Annotated in this window: 18 protein-coding genes and 1 pseudogene; 16 read left to right on the top strand and 3 right to left on the bottom strand. The window is 72.0% G+C overall.

All coding sequences use genetic code 11. The annotated features are described in order from the left end of the window. The first annotated feature begins 1 nt into the window (after position 1). Complete coding sequence (locus AB0H52_RS19700) at positions 2–895, top strand: NAD(P)-dependent oxidoreductase (RefSeq protein ID WP_151488667.1); 894 nt, start codon at positions 2–4, stop codon at positions 893–895. 8 nt (positions 896–903) lie between these two features. Here the strand turns inward: AB0H52_RS19700 and AB0H52_RS19695 are convergent, their stop codons facing one another. Beyond that, a complete protein-coding gene (locus AB0H52_RS19695; RefSeq protein WP_151488668.1) occupies positions 904–2,007 on the bottom strand; it encodes a glycoside hydrolase family protein in 1,104 nt (367 codons plus the stop codon). Positions 2,008–2,221: 214 nt separating this feature from the next. Between AB0H52_RS19695 and AB0H52_RS19690 the strand changes: the two genes are divergently transcribed. The 15 genes from AB0H52_RS19690 to AB0H52_RS19620 all read left to right on the top strand — a co-directional run bounded on the left by AB0H52_RS19690 (position 2,222) and on the right by AB0H52_RS19620 (position 18,230). Beyond that, the gene (locus AB0H52_RS19690; protein WP_151488669.1) at positions 2,222–2,629 is read left to right on the top strand and encodes a VOC family protein; all 408 of its coding nucleotides are present in this window, start codon (positions 2,222–2,224) and stop codon (positions 2,627–2,629) included. An 89-nt stretch (positions 2,630–2,718) separates the two neighbouring features. Beyond that, positions 2,719–3,909, top strand: coding sequence for a low temperature requirement protein A (locus AB0H52_RS19685; protein WP_357949104.1), 1,191 nt, complete (start codon positions 2,719–2,721; stop codon positions 3,907–3,909). Positions 3,910–4,068: 159 nt separating this feature from the next. Then, a complete protein-coding gene (locus AB0H52_RS19680; RefSeq protein ID WP_357949101.1) occupies positions 4,069–5,115 on the top strand; it encodes an alpha/beta fold hydrolase in 1,047 nt (348 codons plus the stop codon). 704 nt (positions 5,116–5,819) lie between these two features. Next, the gene (locus tag AB0H52_RS19675) at positions 5,820–6,152 is read left to right on the top strand and encodes a GNAT family N-acetyltransferase (protein WP_151493342.1); all 333 of its coding nucleotides are present in this window, start codon (positions 5,820–5,822) and stop codon (positions 6,150–6,152) included. A gap of 25 nt (positions 6,153–6,177) precedes the next feature. Then, on the top strand, positions 6,178–6,408 hold the full coding sequence (locus AB0H52_RS19670) for an alpha/beta fold hydrolase (RefSeq protein WP_225854892.1): 231 nt from the start codon (positions 6,178–6,180) through the stop codon (positions 6,406–6,408). 194 nt (positions 6,409–6,602) lie between these two features. Continuing rightward, positions 6,603–7,694 (top strand): LacI family DNA-binding transcriptional regulator, encoded by a 1,092-nt coding sequence (locus AB0H52_RS19665; RefSeq protein ID WP_278122235.1) that lies wholly within the window; start codon positions 6,603–6,605, stop codon positions 7,692–7,694. After that, positions 7,691–8,626, top strand: a complete 936-nt coding sequence (locus tag AB0H52_RS19660) for a sugar ABC transporter permease (RefSeq protein ID WP_278122236.1) — start codon at positions 7,691–7,693, stop codon at positions 8,624–8,626. The genes AB0H52_RS19665 and AB0H52_RS19660 overlap by 4 nt, the downstream gene beginning before the upstream one ends. Before the next feature lies 1 nt (position 8,627). Beyond that, the gene (locus tag AB0H52_RS19655) at positions 8,628–9,467 is read left to right on the top strand and encodes a carbohydrate ABC transporter permease (protein WP_151489407.1); all 840 of its coding nucleotides are present in this window, start codon (positions 8,628–8,630) and stop codon (positions 9,465–9,467) included. 37 nt (positions 9,468–9,504) lie between these two features. Further along, positions 9,505–10,797 carry a sugar ABC transporter substrate-binding protein gene (locus tag AB0H52_RS19650; protein WP_151489406.1) on the top strand — a complete coding sequence of 431 codons (1,293 nt, stop codon included), beginning with the start codon at positions 9,505–9,507 and terminating at the stop codon, positions 10,795–10,797. 4 nt (positions 10,798–10,801) lie between these two features. Further along, positions 10,802–11,971 carry an ADP-ribosylglycohydrolase family protein gene (locus AB0H52_RS19645; RefSeq protein ID WP_357949096.1) on the top strand — a complete coding sequence of 390 codons (1,170 nt, stop codon included), beginning with the start codon at positions 10,802–10,804 and terminating at the stop codon, positions 11,969–11,971. Next, the gene (locus AB0H52_RS19640; protein ID WP_357949093.1) at positions 11,968–13,335 is read left to right on the top strand and encodes an ADP-ribosylglycohydrolase family protein; all 1,368 of its coding nucleotides are present in this window, start codon (positions 11,968–11,970) and stop codon (positions 13,333–13,335) included. Before AB0H52_RS19645 ends, AB0H52_RS19640 begins: the two co-directional genes overlap by 4 nt. Next, a complete protein-coding gene (locus AB0H52_RS19635; RefSeq protein WP_357949090.1) occupies positions 13,332–14,270 on the top strand; it encodes a ribokinase in 939 nt (312 codons plus the stop codon). Before AB0H52_RS19640 ends, AB0H52_RS19635 begins: the two co-directional genes overlap by 4 nt. Further along, entirely contained in the window at positions 14,267–16,225 is a 1,959-nt protein-coding gene (locus AB0H52_RS19630) for an SUMF1/EgtB/PvdO family nonheme iron enzyme (RefSeq protein ID WP_357949087.1), read from the top strand. Before AB0H52_RS19635 ends, AB0H52_RS19630 begins: the two co-directional genes overlap by 4 nt. Next, a complete protein-coding gene (locus tag AB0H52_RS19625) occupies positions 16,222–17,409 on the top strand; it encodes a CoA transferase (RefSeq protein ID WP_357949084.1) in 1,188 nt (395 codons plus the stop codon). Before AB0H52_RS19630 ends, AB0H52_RS19625 begins: the two co-directional genes overlap by 4 nt. Further along, on the top strand, positions 17,409–18,230 hold the full coding sequence (locus tag AB0H52_RS19620) for a CoA ester lyase (protein ID WP_151489401.1): 822 nt from the start codon (positions 17,409–17,411) through the stop codon (positions 18,228–18,230). The genes AB0H52_RS19625 and AB0H52_RS19620 overlap by 1 nt, the downstream gene beginning before the upstream one ends. 180 nt (positions 18,231–18,410) lie before the next feature. Here the strand turns inward: AB0H52_RS19620 and AB0H52_RS19615 are convergent. After that, a pseudogene (locus AB0H52_RS19615) lies at positions 18,411–18,659 on the bottom strand (DUF1996 domain-containing protein); the annotation flags it as partial. A 19-nt stretch (positions 18,660–18,678) separates the two neighbouring features. After that, positions 18,679–20,562 (bottom strand): Xaa-Pro dipeptidyl-peptidase, encoded by a 1,884-nt coding sequence (locus AB0H52_RS19610; protein WP_357949081.1) that lies wholly within the window; start codon positions 20,560–20,562, stop codon positions 18,679–18,681. Between the last annotated feature and the right edge of the window lie 195 nt (positions 20,563–20,757).

Genomic DNA, 20,757 nt, shown 5'->3' with positions numbered 1-20,757 from the left:
CATGACCAGTTCCGCACTGCCCGGCCGCGTCGTCGTCACCGGTGCCACCGGCAAGCTCGGCCGCGCCGTCGTCGCCCACCTGCGCGGCGTGGGCGTCGACGTGCTCGCGGTCGACCGCGCGGGTGGACGCGACCCGCGCGACGTCGACGGCGAGTTCCTTCTCGTCGACCTCACCGACTACGGGCAGGTGGTGGAGGCGATCACCGGGGGCGCGGACGAGCACGCCGGTGGGATCGACGCGGTCGTGCACCTGGCGGCGGTGCCGGCACCCGGGCTGATGTCGAACGCGACCACGTTCGCGAACAACTCGGCCGCCACGTACAACGTCTTCGCCGCCGCTCGGGCGGCCGGGATCAAGCGGGTCGTGTGGGCGTCGAGCGAGACGGTCCTCGGGTTGCCGTTCGACACCCCGCCGCCGTACGCGCCGGTCGACGAGGAGTACGCGCCGCGACCCGAGTCGACGTACTCGCTGAACAAGGCCCTGGAGGAGGAGATGGCGCGGCACTTCTGCCGCTGGGACCCGGAGCTGGTCATGGTGGGTCTGCGCTTCTCCAACGTGATGGACGTCGAGGACTACGCGCCGTTCCCGTCGTTCGACGCCGACCCGTCGCTGCGCCGGTGGAACCTGTGGGGGTACATCGACTCCCGCGACGGAGCCCAGGCGGTCGAGCGGGCGCTCGCCCACGACCAGCCCGGTGCCGACGTCTTCATCATCGCCAACGCGGACACCGTGATGACCAGGTCGAGTGCCAGCCTGATGGCCGAGGTCTACCCGAACGTCGAGATCCGCAGGCAGCTCGGCGAGCACGAGACGCTGCTCAGCATCGACAAGGCACGCCGGGTACTGGGGTACGAACCGCGCCACTCGTGGCGGGACCACGTGGACCAGGCGTAGTCCCGGGGTCAGCGCGCGGCCTGGTAGGCGCGACCGACGGCGGTCGCGGTGCTGCCGGTACGGAACAGGCCGGTCTGATCCTTGTCGCTGGCGGGCAGGCCGAACCACGCGTACCGGTGCAGCCAGGACAGGCCGCCCAGCATCTTCGTCGCCGCGGTGAGGAACGCGGCCTGCTGTGTCTGGCTCGGGAACCGGACGCCGTTGGAGAAGTCGATCAGCGCGAACTCGGTGAGCCAGACCGGCAGCCGGTAGCGGTCGTGCACCGCCTGCAGGTACGACCTCAGCTGGTTGACCGCGTTGGCGGTGGCGAAGTCGCCGCCGTACCAGTGCAGGGCGATGAAGTCGACGCGGTAGCCGCGCTGCTTCGCGCCGGCCATGAAGCGGTCGAGCCACTCGCCCGGCCGGTCCCCACCCCAGGCCACCGCCGGGCTGCCCAGCGGAAGCCCGGTGGCCTCCAGCTGCGGCCACAGCTCCAGCGCCTGCTCCACGGACATGTTCGCCTGTCCGCCCATGTCCGGCTCATTGAACCCGAGCAGCTGCCGGCCGTTCCGCTTCGCCTGCTGCAGGTTGCTGGCGGTGACGCTCTTCGCACCCCAGATCATCGGGACGAACTCGGCGCCCGTCGGGCTGGTGACGCCCGGGTGGGCGACGTCCCAGGTGTAGTACCAGCTCGCCCCGGAGCTGGCCAGCGCCTGACTGACCCCGTCGAAGGTCCACACGCCGACGCCCTTGCGCTTCGAGGTCACCGCGGACACCGCCGGGGCGACCGGCCGCCCGGTCGTCGGCTTCGCCGCCGGGGTGGGTGGGGGCGTCGTCGCCGTCGGGCTCGCCGTGGCGGCGGGCGTGGTCGCGGCCGGTGTGCCGAGCGCCGGGTCGGTGGGCGGCAGCGCATCGGCCGCCTGCGTCGCCGCCGGTGCGGGCGCCGGCCCGGTCGGTTGGACCACGACGATCACCCCGGTCACGAGTACGGCGACCACGGCGGCGACGGCGAGCGGCCACAGCAGACGCCGAACGCCGATCGGGAGGCGACCGCGCAGACCGCGTCGGGGTTCCGCGTGGGCGCCCCGGCTCATCTTCGCGGCGTCGGTTGCACCCCGGCCGGTTGTGCGCATCGTCTCGACTCCTTCGTGTGGTCGCCTCGTCACTCGACGAGGGGGCGGTGGTTGATCGCTACCAGCGCCTCCCCTCAGGAGACTCGCCGACCACCACGGGATAACGGTTTTCCATCGGGACGCAGCGCCGCGGCGGTACCGTCGGCGTCCATGGCGTGGTCCACGCCCGCCTGATGAACGCGAACCGGATTCCACACGGTGAGGGAGTGCCCGGATGAACTGGACGTTGGAAGTCGTGGTCGTGCCGGTCTCGGACGTGGACCGCGCCAAGGAGTTCTACGCAGACCGGCTCGGCTTCGTCGTGGACCATGACACCGTCATCAACGACGACGCGCGGATCGTGCAGCTGACCCCGCCCGGCTCGGGCTGTTCGGTCGTGATCGGCCGGGGAGTGGTGCCCGACATGGAGCCCGGATCGCTCAAGGGGCTGCAACTGGTGGTGCCCGACCTGCAGAAGGCCCGCGCGGAGCTGGTGGAGCGGGGTGTCGAGGTCAGCGAGATCCAGGTGATGGGGGGCAACCCCCGGCCGGTGCCGGATCCGTTGGACAACGTGGGTTTCGTGTTCTTCACCGACCCGGACGGCAACGGCTGGGCGGTTCAGCAGATCTCCAGCCGGGCCTGAGTCGGCCCGTGATCCCGCCATAGCCGCCGGGATCACATGATGTCCGGATAAAATCGCTCAACAGGACGGGGGCGAGGAGGCTCGGGGCGATGACGCGCGCCGGGACTCTCGGCCTCGGGGACAGCCGGAGCCCGCGCTCCGCGACCGTCCTGGAACTGCTCTTCGACATCGTCTACGTCTTCGCCCTCGCCCGCCTCGCCGGGCGGGTCGCGGACGACCTGACCATCGTCCGGCACACCCTGCTGTCGGAGGCCGGTCAGACGCTGCTGTTCTTCACCGCGATGTGGATGATCTGGTCACTCAACGCCCTGCTGGCGAGCACCTACGACCCCCGGCGCCCCGACCTGCAGGCCGTGCTGCTGGCCTCGATGTTCGGCACGCTGGTGCTGGCGGTCTCGTTGCCGCAGGCGTTCGGCGAGCGCGGCGTGATCTTCGCCTGCACGTACGTCACCATCCAGGTCGGCCGACCGCTCTACCTGGTGCTCGCGCTGCGCGGTCACCCCAGCCAGGGGTTCGCCCTCCGGGTGCTGGCCTGGCACACGGTGTCCGGTGTGTTCTGGATCAGCGGCGGCATCAGCGGAGGTCTCGGTCGAGGCGTCCTCTGGTCCATCGGGCTGGCCATCGAGCTCATCGGCGGGCACATCAACTGGGCCACGCCCCGACTGGGCCGCGCGTCGCTCGCCAGCACGGTGAACGTCTCCCAGGTGCATCTCGCCGAGCGGTACAACCAGTTCTTCATGATCGCGCTCGCCGAGGTGGTGCTCGAAGCCGGCGCCGCGGTCAGCTTCCCGGGCTTCTCCACCGATCGGACCATCACCCTCGTCGCCTCGTTCGTGGCGGTCGTCTCGTTCTGGCGGATCTACTTCTACCACGTCAGATCCGGTCATGCCTCGACGCCGAGCGGCGAGGGAATCCAACTGTCGCGGTGGGCGAGCTACAGCCTGCTGTTGATCGTCGGAGGCATCATCTGCACCGCCGTCGGCTTCGGGCAGGTCATCGAGGATCCGCACCCGCCGATCGACTGGGCGCTGGTGGCCATCATCTTCGGCGGTCCGGTGCTGTTCCTGATCGGGCGGAGCACTCTGGAGCAGGAGAACCGAAACGCACCACGCTGTCGAGCGCTGTACTTCGGTGCGGCGGCGCTGCTCGTGGCGGCCCCGGTGATGGTGCTGCTCCCGCCTGTCGCGGTGACGGCCGTCGCGGCGGTGATCCTGGGCGGCATCACCGTGTACGACCAGCGAGCCCACAAGCGTGGGTCGGAGACCAACCCGACGCTGTGACGATCCATTGCGAGCCGGCGACCACTGCGCGTATGGTCGTCGGGCACGCCGTCGAGCGGGAAGGAGGTCAGAACAATGTCCGATGTTCTGCGCCCCCTCCGCGCTCCGGCGTCCGCGCGGATCTGACCCGGGGCGCCCGCTTCCCGGAGGACCAACCCCATGACTGATCTGGTCATCCGTCCGCTCGTCGCGGGCGAGGAAAACCTGTTCGACTCCATGCCCGATCCGCTGCCCCAACTGCGCCAGGTCGCGTACGCCGACGGGATCGCCGGCGGCGGCTACCGGCCCGAGAACACCTGGGTCGCGCTGCGCGCCGGCCGGTTGGTGGGCCGGGCCGCCTGGCTCCTGCCCCCGGGTGCCGTCGGTGCCCCGTGGCTGGACCGTTTCGATCTGGACGCCGACCCGGAGTCGCGCAGCCGCCTGCTGAGCCACGGTTCCCGTACCGGTAGGGCCGTGCTGCTGCTGCACGGATACACCCTCGCGCCCGAGCAGTACGAAGGGCTGGCCGAGGAGTTCTTCGACCGTGGGTACAGCGTCTGGATTCCCCGGGCCCCCCAGCACGGAACCGTCGACCGGACGGCCCACCACCGGGTCGAGGCCGGCGGGCTGACGACGTACGCCGCGAAGGGGTGGGCCGTCGCGGCGGCCCTGGGAGACGAGGTCGGCGTCGTGGGGATCTCCGGCGGCGCGGTGCTGGCCGCCTGGCTGGCTCAGGTGCCCGGCACCGTCGTACGGCATCTGCTGTTGCTGTCGCCGTTCTTCGGCCCGAATCCGCGACAGGCGCCGGCCTACGCGGTCAAACCGCTCATCGTGCTGTACGGGCGGCGTATCCTCCGCGACCGCGTCACGTCGCGCGGATACTCCCTCGCCGCCGTCACCCAGTACCTGACGATCGCCCGCACGCTGCCGAAGCCGCCCCGGCGGACCGGTCTACGGACCGCGGCCGTCGCGATCAGCCCGCTCGACCGTGTGGTGGATCTCAGGGCGGCGGTCGCCGTGCCGCGCCGGATCGCCGACGCGAACGCGATACCGCTGCGGGTGTGCACTCTGCCGGAGGCGTTGGGCGTCGAACACAACACCCTCAACCTCGCCGCCCTCGGCACCGACGGCGACGAGTGGCGCCGCCGGTACGTCGCGCTCTACGAGGGCGCGACGGTGCCGGAATCAAGCCCCGCGACGGCGGACAACGCACCAACCCGCCGGTAGCCCCCGCCCCCGCCGTCCCGAACCCCGCCCCCGCCCCCGCCCCCGCCCCCGCGCCCGCCCCGCCGCCCCCGCCCCGCCGCGCTGATCTTGCACTTTCGGTTGTCGAGATGAGTGGGATGCCCCGTATATCGGGACAGTAAGTGCAAGACGCTTCTATGTCTGTGGTGATCGGTTCGGTCGGTTGCCGATAGGGTTCGGCGTCAATGATCATTTGGGTGACTCTTTGCCGATCCGGCCGCTCGGAGTGCGGGTGTGCCTTGTGCAAGACCTGTCCCCAGGTGGTCGTCGGCGCCGGCCCGGCCCACCTTGCTGGCCTGATCAGAAGCCTGCCCGTGCGAGCACACGTGGCCCATCACAGATTTGCCGCTGAGGTGACTGCATCCCGAGCCGACGCCGACTGTCCCGGTCGTCACTGGCAAAGGAGCAACAACCCGAGATGGCACAGATCGTAGAGCGGGTTACGGATCGCTATGACGTGGTGGTGGGGGTGGATACCCACACGGACACGCGCACCGCTGCGGTGCTCGACCGGCTCGGGGCGGTGTTGGCGCAGGTCACCGTGCCCACCGACGAGGACGGGTTGAGTCGGCTGCTGGCGTTCGCCGCCGCGCACACCCCGCCGCACGGGTGCCGGTTGTGGGCGGTGGAAGGCACCCGGGCGCACGGTCAGGGACCTCGTCCGCCGGACCGAGCCGGGGCCGTTCCTGACCCGCACCATCGAACTTGGCCCCTACCTGGGCATCCGGCGCGACGGTTCGCTCGTTGCCATGGCGGGGGAGCGCATGCGTCCGCCCGGTTGGGCCGAGATCAGCGCGGTCTGCACGGATCCGGCGTACCGGGGCCACGGCCTCGCGACCCGGCTGATCCGTGCGGTCGCGGCCGGTGTCCAGGCGCGCGGCGAGACGCCCTTCCTGCACGCGGCCACGGTCAACACGAGCGCGATCCGACTGTACGAGGCCATGGGCTTCACCCTCCGCCGCCACCTCACCTTCGGGCGGTACCGGGAGATCGGGACACCGGAAAGGCAACGTCGATGACTGACGACGATCGTCGCCCACGCTGGTGCTGCTGCACGGCCTCACATTCGACCGGGGGCAGTGGGACCCGGTCCGGCGGGAGCTCGCGGTGATCGATCCTGCCCGGCAGGTTCTCGCTCTCGACCTGCCCGGTCACGGCGACTCACAGCGGCGGTCCTCGTACGCGATGGCGGAGGTTGTCGAGGCCGTGCACGACCAGGTGACCGAGGTGGGGGTCGCCGATCCGGTCGGTCCTGGTGACCGTGCTCCCCGGTAGCCACTTCCCACACCTGGCCGAACCAGCAGCCGTGGCCCGACTCCTGACAACAACCGGCTGAGATCGCCCCCACCCGCGTTGTTCGGCTGGTCCGGGCGGTTGGAAACGTTTTCGTAACGAGCCCTTGACCTCTCCGCCACCTGCGGAGCAGACTCCCCGGAAACGTTTACAGCTATCGGGTGGAGGTGCCGGACGTGGGTCGTAAACGTTTACAGGAACCGGCGGACGGCCGGCCCACGGTGCACACCGTCGCCGCCCGCGCCGGCGTCTCCATCGCGTCCGCCTCGCGGGTGCTCAACGGCGTCGGTGGTAGCCCCGAGACGATCCGCAAGGTCCGCGAGGCGGCGGCCGAGGTGGGCTACGTGCCCAACGCCATCGCCCGGTCGTTGCAGTCGCAGCGCACCGGCCTCGTCGCGCTCGCCGTCGAGGACATCGGCAACCCGGTGTACGTGGAGATGATGCGCGCCATCGAGGCCGTGGTCGCCTCCTCCGGGCGGCAACTGCTGGTGCACGCCACCGGCGGTCGGATCGACAACGAGACCGCGCTGCTGCGCCGGCTGGCCAACCGCTACGTGGACGGGATGATCGTCTCGCCGATCCGGGTGACCGACGACCACCTCAGGGCGCTGGTGGACAGCCCGGTGCCGGTGGTGGTCGTCGGCCAGCTCGGCGCGGACGCCGCCGTGGACAACGTACGCACCGACTCCCGACAGGGTGTGGCGCTGGCCGTGGACCACCTCGTCGCCACCGGCCGACGCCGGATCGGCTTCGTCAACGGCCCGCTCGACACCGTTCCGGGCGCCGCGCGTGACGCCGGGTTCCGGGCCGCCCTGGCGCGGCACGACATCCCGCTCGACGAGGAGCTGATCGAGGTCGGCGACTTCCAGTACGCCGCCGGCCGGGACGCCACCGAGCGGCTGCTCGCCCGCGCCGACCCGGATGCCCTGGTCTGCGCCAACGACCTCATCGCGGTCGGCGCGCTGCACGCCCTGCTGGCCGCCGAACGTCGGGTGCCGCAGGACGTCGCCCTGGTCGGCATGGACGACACCGAGCTGGCCCGGATGATGTTCCCCCAGCTGTCCAGCGTCTCGCTCGGCTCGGCCGAGCGTGGTCGCCGGGCCGCCGAACTGCTTCTGCAACGCATCGCCGACGCGACCCTGCCGCCGCGACGCGAACAGGTGCCGCCGAGCCTCACCGTGCGGGCATCCAGTGCCGCGACGCTGCCGGCCCCCCGTCCCGCCGGCCCACCGACCACCCACCCGTCCAGCGAAGGGGTGACCGCATGACCACCCTGGCCGAACGACCGGACGTCGAGCGGCCCGGCCCGGCCCGCCGACCGCACCGGTTCCGCTCCGACCGCACCGCCATCTACCTGCTGCTCCTGCCGTCGCTGCTGCCGATCCTGGTGCTGTCGGTGTTTCCGCTGCTGCGGGGCATCTACCTCGGCTTCACCGACGCCCGGGCCGGGCGCAACGTCGAGGTCAGCTTCACCGGCCTGGCCAACTACCGCGAGCTGCTCGGCGACGAGCTGTTCTGGAACTCGTTCAAGATCGGCCTGCTCTGGGCGGTCGGGGTGACGGTGCTGCAGTTCCTGCTCGCCCTCGGGCTGGCGCTGCTGCTCAACCAGCAGTTGCGGTTCCGGGGCGTGGCCCGGGTGCTGGCCGTCGTGCCGTGGGCGATGCCGCCGGTCGTGGTCGGCATCCTCTGGAAGCTCGTCTACCACCCCGACGCCGGCCTGATCAACGAGTTCTTCCACCGGGTCGGCGCCGACGGGCTGCGGACCAACTGGCTCGGCGACTTCAGCACCGCACTGCCCGCGGTGATCATCGTCGGGGTCTGGGCCGGCATGCCGCAGACCACCGTCGTCCTGCTCGCCGGCCTCCAGGGCGTGGGCCGCGAGCTGCACGAGGCGGCGGCGGTGGACGGGGCCAGCACGTGGCACCGGTTCCGGCACGTCACGCTGCCCGCCCTGGCCCCCGTGATCGTGGCGATCACCTCGCTGGACTTCATCTGGAACTTCAACTCGTTCGGTCTGGTCTACGTGCTCACCGCGGGTGGGCCGGGCGGCAAGACGATGCTGCCGATGCTCTTCGCCTACGAGGAGGCGTTCCGCTACGGCAACTACGGCTACGCGGCAGCGCTCGGCAACGTGATGGTCGTGATCATCATCGCGCTGCTCGCCGTCTATCTCCGTCGCCGGCTCAGGGAGGCGAACTGACATGTTCGGAAAACCGAGCCGCACGAGCCGGACGTTGCAGTACGTGGCTCTCGCCGGCTACCTGATCTTCCTCGGGTTCCCGCTGGTCTGGCTGCTCTCCACGGCGTTCAAACCACCGCGCGAGCTGGTCCGCCTGCACCCGACGCTGATCCCGGACAACCCGACCCTGCAGAACTTCGTCCAGGCGTTCACCGAGCAGGAGCTGGGCCGGGCGGCGCTCAACAGCCTCCAGGTCTCGCTCGCCTCGGCGGTGCTGACCGTGCTGGTCGCCATGCCGGCGTCGTACGCGCTGGCCCGGTTCCGTTCCAAGCTCGGCACCGCCGCGCTGGGCTGGGTGCTGCTGTCGCAGCTCTTCCCGTTCGTGCTGCTGATCATCCCGATCTTCCTGGTGCTGCGGCAGGTCGGCCTGGCCAACACGCACGCCGGGCTGGTGCTGATCTACGTGGTCTGGGCGCTGCCGTTCGCGCTGTGGATGCTGCAGGGCTTCGTCCGCAACATCCCCCGCGAGCTGGAGGAGGCCGCCTCGGTCGACGGCGCGACCCGGATACAGGTGCTGCGCAGGGTGGTCTTCCCGCTGCTCGCCCCGGGCCTGGTCGCCACCGCGCTGTTCTCCTTCATCTCGGCCTGGAACGAGTTCTTCTTCGCGCTCGTGCTGATCAAGACGCCGGAGCTGGCCACCCTGCCGGTGGCGCTGGCCCGGTTCGTCGGCATCGAGGGCACCGCCCGACTGGGCCCGCTGGCCGCCGGTTCCCTGCTGGCCACGCTGCCCAGCCTGATCTTCTTCGCGTTCATGCAACGCCGGCTCTCGTCCGGGTCGCTCGCCGGCGCGGTCAAGGGCTGAACCGTCCCCCACCACCACCACCAAGGAGGTAACCCCCATGCTCCGTACCCGATTGTGTCGACTCGCCGCGGCCACCGCGGTCGCGGTCGTCGGCCTCGGCGCGCTCGCCGCGTGCGGCAGCGGCGGCGACGACGAGGCCACATCCGGCCCGGTCAAGCTGCGCTTCCTCAGCCTCGCCTGGCAGAAGGAGTCGTTGCAGGTCAACAAGGACCTGGTCGCCAAGTGGAACGCCGAGCACCCCGACATCCAGGTCGAGTACGTCCAGGGTGACTGGAACTCGGTGCACGACCAGCTGCTCACCTCCTTCGAAGGTGGCGACGCGCCGGACATCGTGCACTACGAGGCGTCCTCGATCGGCGAGTTCAGCAAGCAGGGCTACCTGGCCGACCTCTCCGACCTGCTCTCCGACGACCTCAAGGGTCAGATCGACAAGGGCATCTGGGACACCGCGACCTTCGACGGCAAGGTCACCGGTGTGCCGTTCCTGCTGGAGTCGCAGGTCGTCATCGCCAACAAGAAGCTGCTCGACGCCGCCGGTGTCGCGGTGCCACCGGCCGACGGCGGCTGGACCTGGGACGAGTTCCAGGCCAACGCGCAGAAGCTCACCAAGCCCGGCCAGTACGGCGCGGCCTGGGCGCTGAAGTCGCCGACCAACCGGGTGCTGAACCTGGCGCTCAACTACGACGGCACGTTCTTCTACGGCGACGGCGGCAAGACCGAGGTCAAGGTCGGCGACGCGGAGAAGGAGATCCCGAAGCGGATCCACGACATGCTCTACACCGCCAAGTCGGCCTCCCCGGAGGCGCTCGGCATGAGCGGCGCGGACACCCTGCCCGGCTTCTTCGGCGGCAAGTACGCCATGCTGCCCGGCTCGGTGTCGCTGCGTCAGCAGATGGTCGAGCAGGCGCCGGCCGGCTTCGAATGGGTCACCCTGCCCCCGATCAAGGGCCTCTCCACCAAGCAGGCCGCCAACCCGCAGACGCTGTCGGTCTCCGCGGACAGCAAGCACAAGAAGCAGGCCGCGCAGTTCCTCGAGTACTTCCTGAACCCGAGCAACATGGCCGCGCTGGCCAAGGGTGACTGGCTGGTACCGACCGGCAAGCAGGCCAACGAGGAGCTGGTCAAGCTTACCGCCGGCAAGCAGGGCTGGGACGTCGCCGCGGACAGTGCCGCGGACCTGACCGTCGCCCCGTTCCAGCAGGCCGACGGCTACCCGGAGTGGAAGACCAAGTACGCCACCCCGGCCCTCCAGCAGTACTTCGCCAACAAGATCACCCTCGATCAGCTCGCCACGCAGCTGGTCGACGGTGGCAAGCAGGTTCTGAGGTAACGACATGTCACTCTTGCTCGACACATCGGTCGGTTGCCTGGTCGGCGCCGCGGTCGGAGACGCCCTGGGTGGCGCCACCGAGACGGCGCTGCCCGAGCAGATCCGCACGCGCTTCGGCGGCTGGGTCGAGGGCATCGTGCCCCCGTACCACGCCGACTGGGCCACCGCGCGTCCGCTCGCGCCGTACCACAAGGGCGACGGGCACATCACCGACGACACGTTGATGACCCACGCCCTGGTCCGCGCGTACGCGGCCAAACGGGACCACCTCGACGCGTACGACGTGGTGGAGCTGCTGGTCCCCGACCTGATCGAGCGGGTGGTGCACATCCCCGACATGGAGCGGGACGGGGTGACCTTCCACCGGCTCGCGGCCGCCGAGCGGTGGCTGGTCACCCGCCTGCACCACGCCCACGCGGACCCGCGTGAGGCCGGCGTCGGCAACATCGTCAACTGTGGTGCGGCCATGTACATGGCCCCGGTCGGCATCGTCAACGCGGGCGACCCGGCCGGGGCGTACGCCGAGGCGGTGGAGATCGCCGGCGCGCACCAGCACAGCTACGGGCGGGAGGCCGCCGCCGTGTTCGCGGCCTCGGTCGCGGCGGCGGCGACCCCCGGCGCGGGCGTCGAGGATGTCGTCGCCGCGGCGCTGGACCTGGCCCGCGACGGCACCCGCGCGGCCATCGACGCGGTGGTCAAGGAGGCCCGTGGCCACCACGACTGGAAGCAGGCGATTCCGGCGCTGCGTGCCGCGGTCGCGCCCTACGACACGGTGGGGGAGGAGTACCGCAGCCCCGGCCTCGGGGCGCGGCGACCCAGTCGCCTGCACGCCATCGAGGAGTTGCCGGTGGCACTCGGCATGCTCGTGGTGGCCGGCGGCGACTTCCGCTCGGCGGTGCTCGGATCGGTCAACTACGGCCGGGACGCCGACTCCACCGCCACCATGGCCGCCGCCATCGCCGGTGCGCTCGGCGGTGCGCCGGCGGTGCCGGCCCAGTGGTCCGAGGTTGTCGCGACCGCCTCGAAGACCGACCTGGTGGAGCCGGCCCGGGTCCTCGCGGCGGTGGCCGGTGAGGTCTTCGAGCGCGACCAGGCCCGGTTCGCCCGCCGGGCGGAACGCTTCGCCGGGCTGGCCGGCGACGCCACCCGGGAGGCTGGGGGCGAGACCCGGTGAGGATCACCTGGGTGCAGCCGGAGGACCTGCTGCCGCACGAGCTGGCGGCCAGCCGGGACGAGGGGCGTGACGTCGCCGCGCTCGCCGAGCGGTGGACGGTGGCCGGCGGGGACCTGGCCCCACCGGTCAGCGGGGCGTCGCCGACTCCGGCGTCGCCGCGGCTGCGGGCCCTCGCCACGGAGCTGCTGGACGCCGCCGACGCGTTGCCCGCCGGCGACACCGCCGACGAGGCCGACGACCTGGCCGGGCTGCGCGCCGGATGGCCGGCGAGCTGGTCGCTGCCGACCGACGTGACGGACGACCGGTTGCACGGCGCCTGGCTCGGCCGGGCGGTCGGCTGCCTGCTCGGCAAGCCGGTGGAGAAGATCCCCCGCGAGGGCATCCGGGAGATCCTCACCGGGACGGGCCGGTGGCCGCTGCGCGACTGGTTCACCGCGAAGGGCCTGCCGGACGACGTGGCGGCCCGCTGGCCGTGGAACCGGCGCAGCGCGCCGACCAGCCTCGCCGAGAACATCGACGGCATGCCCGAGGACGACGACCTGAACTACGCGCTGCTGGCCCTGCGGGTGCTGGAGACACACGGGCGGGGCTTCACCAGCGCCGACGTGGCGCAGGCGTGGCTGGACTGGCTGCCCGGCGGGCGGGTCTTCACCGCCGAGCGGGTGGCGTACCGCAACCTGCTGCTCGGGTACGCGCCACCGCACAGCGCCCGTCGGCACAACCCGTTCCGGGAGTGGATCGGCGCGCAGATCCGCACCGACGTGTACGGCTGGGTCAACCCCGGCCGGCCGGACCGGGCCGCCGAGCTGGCGTTGCGCGACGCCACCGTCAGCCACGTCCGGGGCGGGGTGCACGGTGCGCTCTGGGCCGCCGCGCTGGCCGCCGCCGCGCCGGTCGCGGACACCGTGGACGAGGTGTTGGACGCCGCCGAGGCGGTGCTGCCGCCGCGCAGCCGGTTCGCGGCAACGGTCCGCGAGGCGCGCGCCCTCGGCGCGGGGACCGACGACTGGGAGCGCGTGGTCGACGAGTTGTACGCCCGGCACGGCCACCTGCACTGGGTGCACGTACGCAACAACGCCGCGCTGGTGGCCGCCGCGCTGGCGTACGGGCGCGGTGACCTGGAGCGGTCCATCACGGCGGTGGTCAGCGGCGGTTGGGACACCGACTCGACCGGCGCGACGGTCGGCGCGGTGACCGGGGCGCTCACCGGCGCGTCCGGTCTGCCCGCGCGTTGGGTTTCCCCGCTGCGCAACCGGTTGGCGAGCAGCATCGCCGGCTTCGACGGGATCGGCTTCGACGACCTGGCGAAGCGGACTCTGGCCCTGGTGTGGCCGGGGAGCAGCACCGAAGGGAGTGCGGCATGAGCGCCCGTGTGGCGGTGGTGGGCAGCAGCAACCTGGACCTGGTGGTCACGGCGTCGCGCCTGCCCAGCCCGGGAGAGACGGTGCTCGGCGAGAACTTCCGGACCGTGCCCGGCGGCAAGGGCGCCAACCAGGCCGTCGCCGCCGCACGGGCCGGCGCCGTCTGCGAGTTCGTCGGCGCGGTCGGCGACGACGAGTTCGGCACGCAGATGCGGGCGAGTCTCGTCGGCGCGGGCGTGGACGTCCGTGGTCTGCGGACCGTCGCCGGCCCGTCCGGTGTCGCGTTGATCGCCGTCGACCGGGCTGCGGAGAACTTCATCGTGGTCGCGCCCGGCGCCAACAGCGCGTTGACCGAGTTGGACGCCGACGACCGCGCGACGATCGCGGCGGCTGACGTGCTGCTGCTGCAACTGGAGGTGCCGCTGGCGGCGGTGACCCGGGCGGCCGACTGGGCTCGGGCGGAGGGCACCACGGTGGTGCTGAACGCCGCTCCGGCCGCGGTGCTGCCCACCGAGCTGCTCGACCTGGTCGACGTGCTGGTGGTCAACGAGCACGAGGCGGCGGTCGTGGCCGGGGTCTGCTCCGACGACCCGTCGGTCCTGCTCGACGCCCTGCTGACGATGGTGCCCCGGGTGGTGCTCACCCTCGGCGCGCGCGGCGCCGCGTACGCCGATCGGCGTGACCTGCGGATCGCCGTCCCGGCGCCGCGTATCGACGCGGTGGACACCACCGCCTCCGGTGACGCGTTCACCGGCGCCCTCGCCGTGGGCTGGGCCGAGCGCGGTGGCGCCAGCAACGAGGAGACCGTCACGGCGACCCTGCGCTGGGCGTGTGCCGCCGGCGCGGCCTGCGCCCAGCGGCCCGGAGCGTCCACCGCACTGCCCGACCGGCTGGCCATCGACGCCCTCTACGACGCGACCTACCGAGGTGCACCGTGAGCTTCAACCCGTACGTTCCGCGCCCGATCGACCGGCCGACCGAGGTGCCGTTGGGCGGGCACGCCGACCTGAGCACGCTGGACGAGGCGAAGATCTTCGCCGCGCCGGCCGACCCGGCGGACTGGCCGGCGTGGCGGGAGCAGATCGCCCGCTGGCGCGTCGAAGCCCGGGACCGGATCGGCTACACCGGTACCCACTACGACGAGATCGCCGGCGACTGCTTCAGCGTCTGCCTCGCCTGGCTCTGGGACGAGGCACTCTACGACCACGAGCGCGGCGTCTTCACCGTCGACGAGTTCCTCGACGCGGCCGGGCGGGACTTCGGTGGCTTCGACGGGGTGGTGCTCTGGCACGCGTACCCGGTGATCGGCCTCGACGACCGCAACCAGTTCGACTGGTACCGGGACGTGCCCGAGCTGCCCGAGGTGGTGCGCGCCTTCCAGGAGCGCGGGGTGCGGGTCTTCGTCGACTACAACCCGTGGGACACCGGCACGCGGCGCGAGCCGGGCACCGACGCCGAGGAGGTCGCGGCGCTGGCCGGCAAGCTCGGCGTCGACGGCGTCTTCCTGGACACCCTCAAGGAGGGCGCGGGCGAGCTGCGCGCCGCCCTGGACGCCGTCCGCCCCGGCCTGGTCCTGGAGGGCGAGAGCCGGGTTCCGTTGGCCCGCATCGCCGACCACGCGATGTCCTGGGCGCAGTGGTTCGCCGACTCCGAGGTGCCCGGCGTGCTGCGGGCGAAGTGGTTCGAGCGGCGGCACGTGCTGCACCACACCCGGCGCTGGCACCGCGACCACCTCGACGAGCTGCACTCGGCCTGGCTGAACGGCGTCGGCGTCCTCGTGTGGGAGAGCGTCTTCGGCGTCTGGGTCGGCTGGAACGACCGCGACCGCGCGGTGTTGCGGGCCATGCGCCGGGTGCAGGCCAGCCACGCGGCGTGGTTGCGCGCCGAGGACTGGGTTCCGCTTGCCGACCACCCCGGCGAGGGCCAGGTGTACGCGTCCCGCTGGACGCACGACGACTTGCCACTGTGGACGGTGGTGAACCGGGGCGCCGACCACGACGGGCCGTGGCTGGTCACCGACCCGAGCGCCGGCCGACGCTTCGTCGACCTGGTCACCGGTGCCGAGCTGACCGTCACCGAGACCGCCGACGGTCGACTGGCGGTCGGCGGGCCGCTGCCCGCCGGCGCGATCGCGGCCGTGGTGCCCGGCGCCGACGCCGAGCACCACCACGAGCCGCCGACCGGTGACCCGTCCTTCCCGGCCCGCGCCGCGGTGCGCGTCCGCACGCCGTGGGCGCCCCGAGGGGAGGTGCCGCCGGGCCTGGTCGCCGTCGAGGGCGGCCGGCGGGACCTGCTCGTCCGGCACCGGGTCCGGGAGACCGGGCTGTACGGCGAGGCGCCCTACGTCGACGAGTGGAAGCCGCTGCCGCCCCGGCTGCACCACACCGGCACGCTGCGGCGCAGCGTCCGGCTCGGCCGGTTCGCCATCGCCACCCACGAGGTCACCCACGGCGAGTACGCCGAGTTCCTGCGGGCCACCGGCTACCGACCGACGCGTCCCGAGCGGTTCACGGCGGGGCGCGGACCGGCCGACGCACCGGTGACCGGGGTGGAACTGGCCGACGCACGCGCGTACGCGGCGTGGGCCGGGCTGCGTCTGCCCACCGAGGACGAGTGGCAGGTTGCCGCCGAGGCGGGGCTGCTCGTGCGGCGGGAGCCGCTGGTGTGGAACCTGACCGAGAGCGAGCACTCCGACGGTCGTACCCGCTTCGCCATCCTCAAGGGTGGCGCCCAGTACCGGGCGGAGGGCTCCGACTGGTACCTCGACGGCGGCCCGCAACCGGCCGACGTGTCGGTGAAGCTGTTGCTCACCGGCACCGGTCTCACCCGCTCCGACCAGGTCGGCTTCCGCTGCGCGGCCGACCTGACCGACGCCGCGGAGGTGACCCGGTGACCGCGCCGTTGGACGGGGTCAGGGTCGTCGACCTGGCCACCCTCTTCGCCGGCCCGCTCGCGGCGGCATTCCTCGGCGACTTCGGCGCCGACGTGATCAAGGTGGAGCATCCGGCCAAGCCGGACCCGTCACGGGGACACGGGCCGGCCCGCGACGGCGTCGGACTCTGGTGGAAGGTGCTCGGCCGCAACAAGCGGACCGTCACCCTCAACCTGTCCGACCCGGACGGCGCGGCGCTGCTGCGCCGGCTGCTCGCCGACGCCGACGTGCTGGTGGAGAACTTCCGCCCCGGCACCCTGGAGCGGTGGGGGCTCGGACCGGCCGAGCTGCACGCGGTCAACCCCCGGCTGGTGATCACCCGGATCAGTGGGTTCGGGCAGGTCGGCCCGTACGCCCGCCGGCCCGGCTTCGGCACCCTCGCCGAGGCGATGAGCGGCTTCGCGGCGGCCACCGGGGAACCGGACGGCCCGCCGACGCTGCCCCCGTTCGGGCTGGCCGACTCGGTGAGCGCGCTCGCCGCCGCGTACGCCGTGATGCTCGCCCTGCGGGCCCGGGACGTCACCGGCACCGGGCAGGTGGTCGACCTCGCCATCATCGAACCGATCATGGCGATGCTCGGACCGCAGATCACCTGGTACGACCAGCTCGGCTACATCCAGCCCCGGCTGGGCAACCGGTCCAACAACAACGCCCCCCGCAACACCTACCGCTGTGCCGACGGGCGCTGGGTGGCGGTGTCCACCAGCGCGCAGAGCATCGCCGAGCGGGTGCTGCGGCTGGTCGGCCGAGCCGAGCTGATCGACGAGCCGTGGTTCGCCACCGGCAGCGGCCGGGCGGCGCACGCCGACGAGCTGGACGCGGCGGTCAGCGCCTGGGTGGCGCAGCGGGACCGCGACGAGGTGGTGGCCGCGTTCGAGGAGGCGCAGGCCGCCGTCGCGCCCGTCTACGACGTACGGGACATCCTCGCCGACCCGCAGTACGCGGCACTGGGCACCGTCCGCACCGTGCCGGACGAGGAACTGGGCGAGGTACGGATGCAGAACGTGCCGTTCCGGCTCGCCGACACACCGGGGGAGATCCGGCACGCCGGCCGGCGGCACGGGCAGGACACCGACGCGGTGTTCGGCGCGTTCGGCCTGAGCGCCGACGAGTTGGCCGCGCTGCGCGAGCGGGGTGTGCTCTGATGCTGCTGAGCTGGCTCTACGTGCCGGGTGACCGTCCGGACCGGTTCGCCAAGGCGGTCGCCTCGGGCGCCGACGCGGTCATCCTCGACCTGGAGGACGCCGTGGTCGCCGGACGCAAGGCGTACGCGCGGGCCGCCGTCGCCGAGTTCCTCGCCGAGACGCATCCGGTGCCCGTGCAGGTCCGGGTCAACGAACTGACCGGCCCGGACGTCGACGCCGACCTCGCGGCGGTCGCCGGCCGGCCCGGGTTGGCCGGGTTGCGGTTGCCCAAGGTCGAGTCGGCCGCGACGGTGGCCGCGCTCGCCGAGCGGGTCGACGCGCCCCTGCACCTGCTGATCGAGTCGGCGCTCGGGCTGGAGTCCGCGTACCCCATCGCCGCTGCCCATCCCACGGTGGCCTCGATCGGGCTCGGTGAGGCCGACCTGCGCTCGGACCTCGGGGTGAGCGACGACGACGGCCTGCTCTGGGCGCGCGGCCGCGTGGTGGTCGCGGCCCGCGCGGCCGGTCTGACCCCGCCGGCGATGGCGGTGTACGCCGACGTCGTCGATGTCGCCGGCCTGGCCGCCTCCTGCGCGGTGGGCCGGCGGCTGGGCTTTCTCGGTCGTGCGGCGATCCACCCGCGTCAGCTTCCGGTGATCGTCGAGGCGTTCCGGCCGGCCGACCGGGAAGTGGCGCGTGCCGAGGAGTTGCTGGCCGCGGTGGCCGAGGCGCAGCTGCGGGACTCGGGGACCGTGGTCCTGCCCGACGGCCGATTCGCCGATCGGGCGATGGTGGCCGCCGCACGGCGCACCGTCGACCTGGCCGCCCGCTACGCCGTCTGAGCGTCGCCGGCCCGCTGATCCTGGTGGTCGATCGCCGGCCGTGCTGCCGCCGTCGCTGACCAGCGCGGTGGTGGCCGGGCGGATGCAGTCCTGGACGCGCCGGGCCATCTCCTCGATCGGCCAGGCGTTGAAGAGGTCACCGTGGATGGTGTAGCCGGGCCCGGACGCCAGCCGGAACCGCGACGGTTCACCGTTGACGGGGTACCGCAGTACCTGCCGCAACTTCGGCACGTGTACCGGGTGCGTGCTCGGGCAGGCCTGGTTCACCGGGTACGCCAGGTGACTCTTGTGATCCGGGGAGTCCAGGTCCCGACCGTTGGCAGTTGGTGGAAATGACGGGCGACGGGCCGGACCTCTGCCCCGGGCGAGCCGGATCCGGTACCGACGGCGGACGCGCAGGTGGGCAGCCCGACACGTCGGACTGCCCACCTGCGCCACGAGCAGCAGCTCAGAACCCGAGGGCACCCCGCCCGCCGACGACCGGCAGCCGCAGCTCACTGTCGTTCGGTGCGACCCGCAGCACGGTGCCGCCCAACGGCAGCAGGGTGTACTCCTGGTCGCTGGAGAACACGACCACGCCGATCCGGTGGCCCGCCGCGAAGATGTAGTCCTTCGGCTCCATGGTCCACCGGTAGTCGTACAGCTTGCCCTGCCGCACCGCTGACGTGCGGGCCGGGCTCCTGCGGTTCTGCGGGTCCATCCAGCCGCGGGTCACCACGGTGGGTGCGGCGGTCGACCCAGCGGGGCCGTAGTCGACGAGGTACGCGGTGAGGTTCGCGTCCGGCCTGTTGTCGACGGCCATCCGCAGCCGCATCTCCGGACGACCGGAGAAGCGGACGTCCCGGGTCAGCGTGGGGGAGCGGTACGCGAGCCGGTTCCCGCTCGCCGTGTCCGGGTTGGCCACCAGGGCGTCCGGGTGGATCGTCCGCCCCTCGTCGACGAAGCTCTGCTCGACCGTGCCCTTCGGCGGCTTGCCCGTGGTGAGGGTGCCCGGTGCGGTGGCGTCGGTCGCGGTGAAGTTCAGGTCGACCTCACGCGCGGCCGGGTCCGGCCAGTTGGCGTACGTGGTGTAGGCCCGGTCCTCCCGCTGGAGCACCGCGGTCGGCTCGTCCATGATGCCGTTGCGCACGTTCCACAGCCAGAAGTCGAACCAGCGGTTCTCGGTCTGCTTGTACGTCCAGGTGCGGCCGTCCGGCAGGGTCACCGAGGCGCCGCTGCCCGGCCCGCCGTGCTCACCCTGGTGCAGCCAGATCTTGCGCGGCACGTGGCGCTTGGCCAACTCGTCCCACCAGCCGGCGAAGTGTTCGGTCTTGACGTTCCAGTCGTTGAGGCCGTGCACCACGAAGACGCTGGCCTTGACGTCGCGGGCGTCGAGGTAGTCGCGCTCCTGCCAGAACGTCGAGTAGTCACCGGTGACCCGGTCCTGCTCCTTCGTGATCTGCGCGATCTCATCGGCGCAGCGCCCCTCGGCCCGCTCCTGCCCGGCGGTGTACTGGGCCAGGATGTCGAGGTCCTCGCCCTGGAAGGTGCCGGGCGCGACGACCAGGCCGTTGGCCCGGTAGTAGTCGTACCAACTGCTGATCGCGGAGACCGGCACGATGGTCTTCAGTCCCTTGACCCCGGTGGTGGCCACCTGGTTGGGCAGCGTCCCGTTGTAGGAGACACCGGTCATGCCGACCGCGCCGGTGGTCCAGCCGGCGGTGACCGGGGCGCCGTTGACGTCGTACCCCTTGGCGCGTCCGTTGAGCCAGTCGATGACGGCCTTGGTGCCGAGCGTCTCGGCCTGGTCGCCGCTGGTCGGGCAGCCGTCCGAGTCGCCGGTGCCGACGCTCTGGCCGAGCACCACCGCGTACCCGCGCGGCACGTAGTAGTCGTCCAGCGAACCGGGCAGGTTGGCCTTGGCCTGGGCGCGCCGCGTGCCGGCGTCGAGGGTCCGCTGCCCGGTGCGGTCGGTCAGGCCGTTCTGCGGCAGGTCGTCGACGAGCACGCTCGGGTACGGCACGTCACCCCAGGTGCCCTTGCGGTACGGGCTGTGCTCGAAGATGACCGGCACCTTGAAGCCCTCGGTGGCGGTTTCCCGGGGCCGGGAGACGTCGATGGCGACCCGGTCGGGGCGGCCGTCGTGGTCGGTGTCCACCGGGGTCTGGACGTACACCCGCTCCTCGATGGCGTCGGCGAGCGAGAAGACCGGTTGGGTCATGCCGTCGGCCACCACGATGCCGGTGGGCGCGGCTGCCGCGGGCTGGGCGGCTGCCGGTGTCGGTGTCGCGCTCAGGACCAGTGCGCCGGACACGCCGACGCTGAGAAGTGCGAGATGGCGGGGTCGACGCACGCGCGTCTCCGTTCGGTCGGGCTGGTTGCCGGGTCTCGGCAGGGGCCAATCGTGAAGATCCATTCGTCGCCATGTTAGGTGCGAGTGGAGGTCACGTCGATCCCTTCGGGTGGTCGCCGTCGGCCGTTATCCGGATCGGGAAAAATAGCGGTAATCGAACCGACATCGAAGTGGGCCGGGCGCCGACACATGGCG

The sequence above is a fragment of the Micromonospora sp. NPDC050695 genome (genome assembly GCF_040654415.1).
GTDB lineage: Bacteria > Actinomycetota > Actinomycetes > Mycobacteriales > Micromonosporaceae > Micromonospora.
Note: the sequence above shows the minus strand (reverse complement) of the source record. Positions and strands in the feature narration are given on the sequence as shown.

Bases quoted from the DNA above. Each gene is read 5' to 3' on its own strand.
- AB0H52_RS19700 (WP_151488667.1), top strand. From the start codon at position 2: ATGACCAGTTCCGCACTGCCCGGCCGCGTCGTCGTCACCGGTGCCACC.
- AB0H52_RS19695 (WP_151488668.1), bottom strand. From the start codon at position 2,007: ATGCGCACAACCGGCCGGGGTGCAACCGACGCCGCGAAGATGAGCCGG.
- AB0H52_RS19690 (WP_151488669.1), top strand. From the start codon at position 2,222: ATGAACTGGACGTTGGAAGTCGTGGTCGTGCCGGTCTCGGACGTGGAC.
- AB0H52_RS19685 (WP_357949104.1), top strand. From the start codon at position 2,719: ATGACGCGCGCCGGGACTCTCGGCCTCGGGGACAGCCGGAGCCCGCGC.
- AB0H52_RS19680 (WP_357949101.1), top strand. From the start codon at position 4,069: ATGACTGATCTGGTCATCCGTCCGCTCGTCGCGGGCGAGGAAAACCTG.
- AB0H52_RS19660 (WP_278122236.1), top strand. From the start codon at position 7,691: ATGACCACCCTGGCCGAACGACCGGACGTCGAGCGGCCCGGCCCGGCC.
- AB0H52_RS19655 (WP_151489407.1), top strand. From the start codon at position 8,628: ATGTTCGGAAAACCGAGCCGCACGAGCCGGACGTTGCAGTACGTGGCT.
- AB0H52_RS19650 (WP_151489406.1), top strand. From the start codon at position 9,505: ATGCTCCGTACCCGATTGTGTCGACTCGCCGCGGCCACCGCGGTCGCG.
- AB0H52_RS19645 (WP_357949096.1), top strand. From the start codon at position 10,802: ATGTCACTCTTGCTCGACACATCGGTCGGTTGCCTGGTCGGCGCCGCG.
- AB0H52_RS19635 (WP_357949090.1), top strand. From the start codon at position 13,332: ATGAGCGCCCGTGTGGCGGTGGTGGGCAGCAGCAACCTGGACCTGGTG.
- AB0H52_RS19620 (WP_151489401.1), top strand. From the start codon at position 17,409: ATGCTGCTGAGCTGGCTCTACGTGCCGGGTGACCGTCCGGACCGGTTC.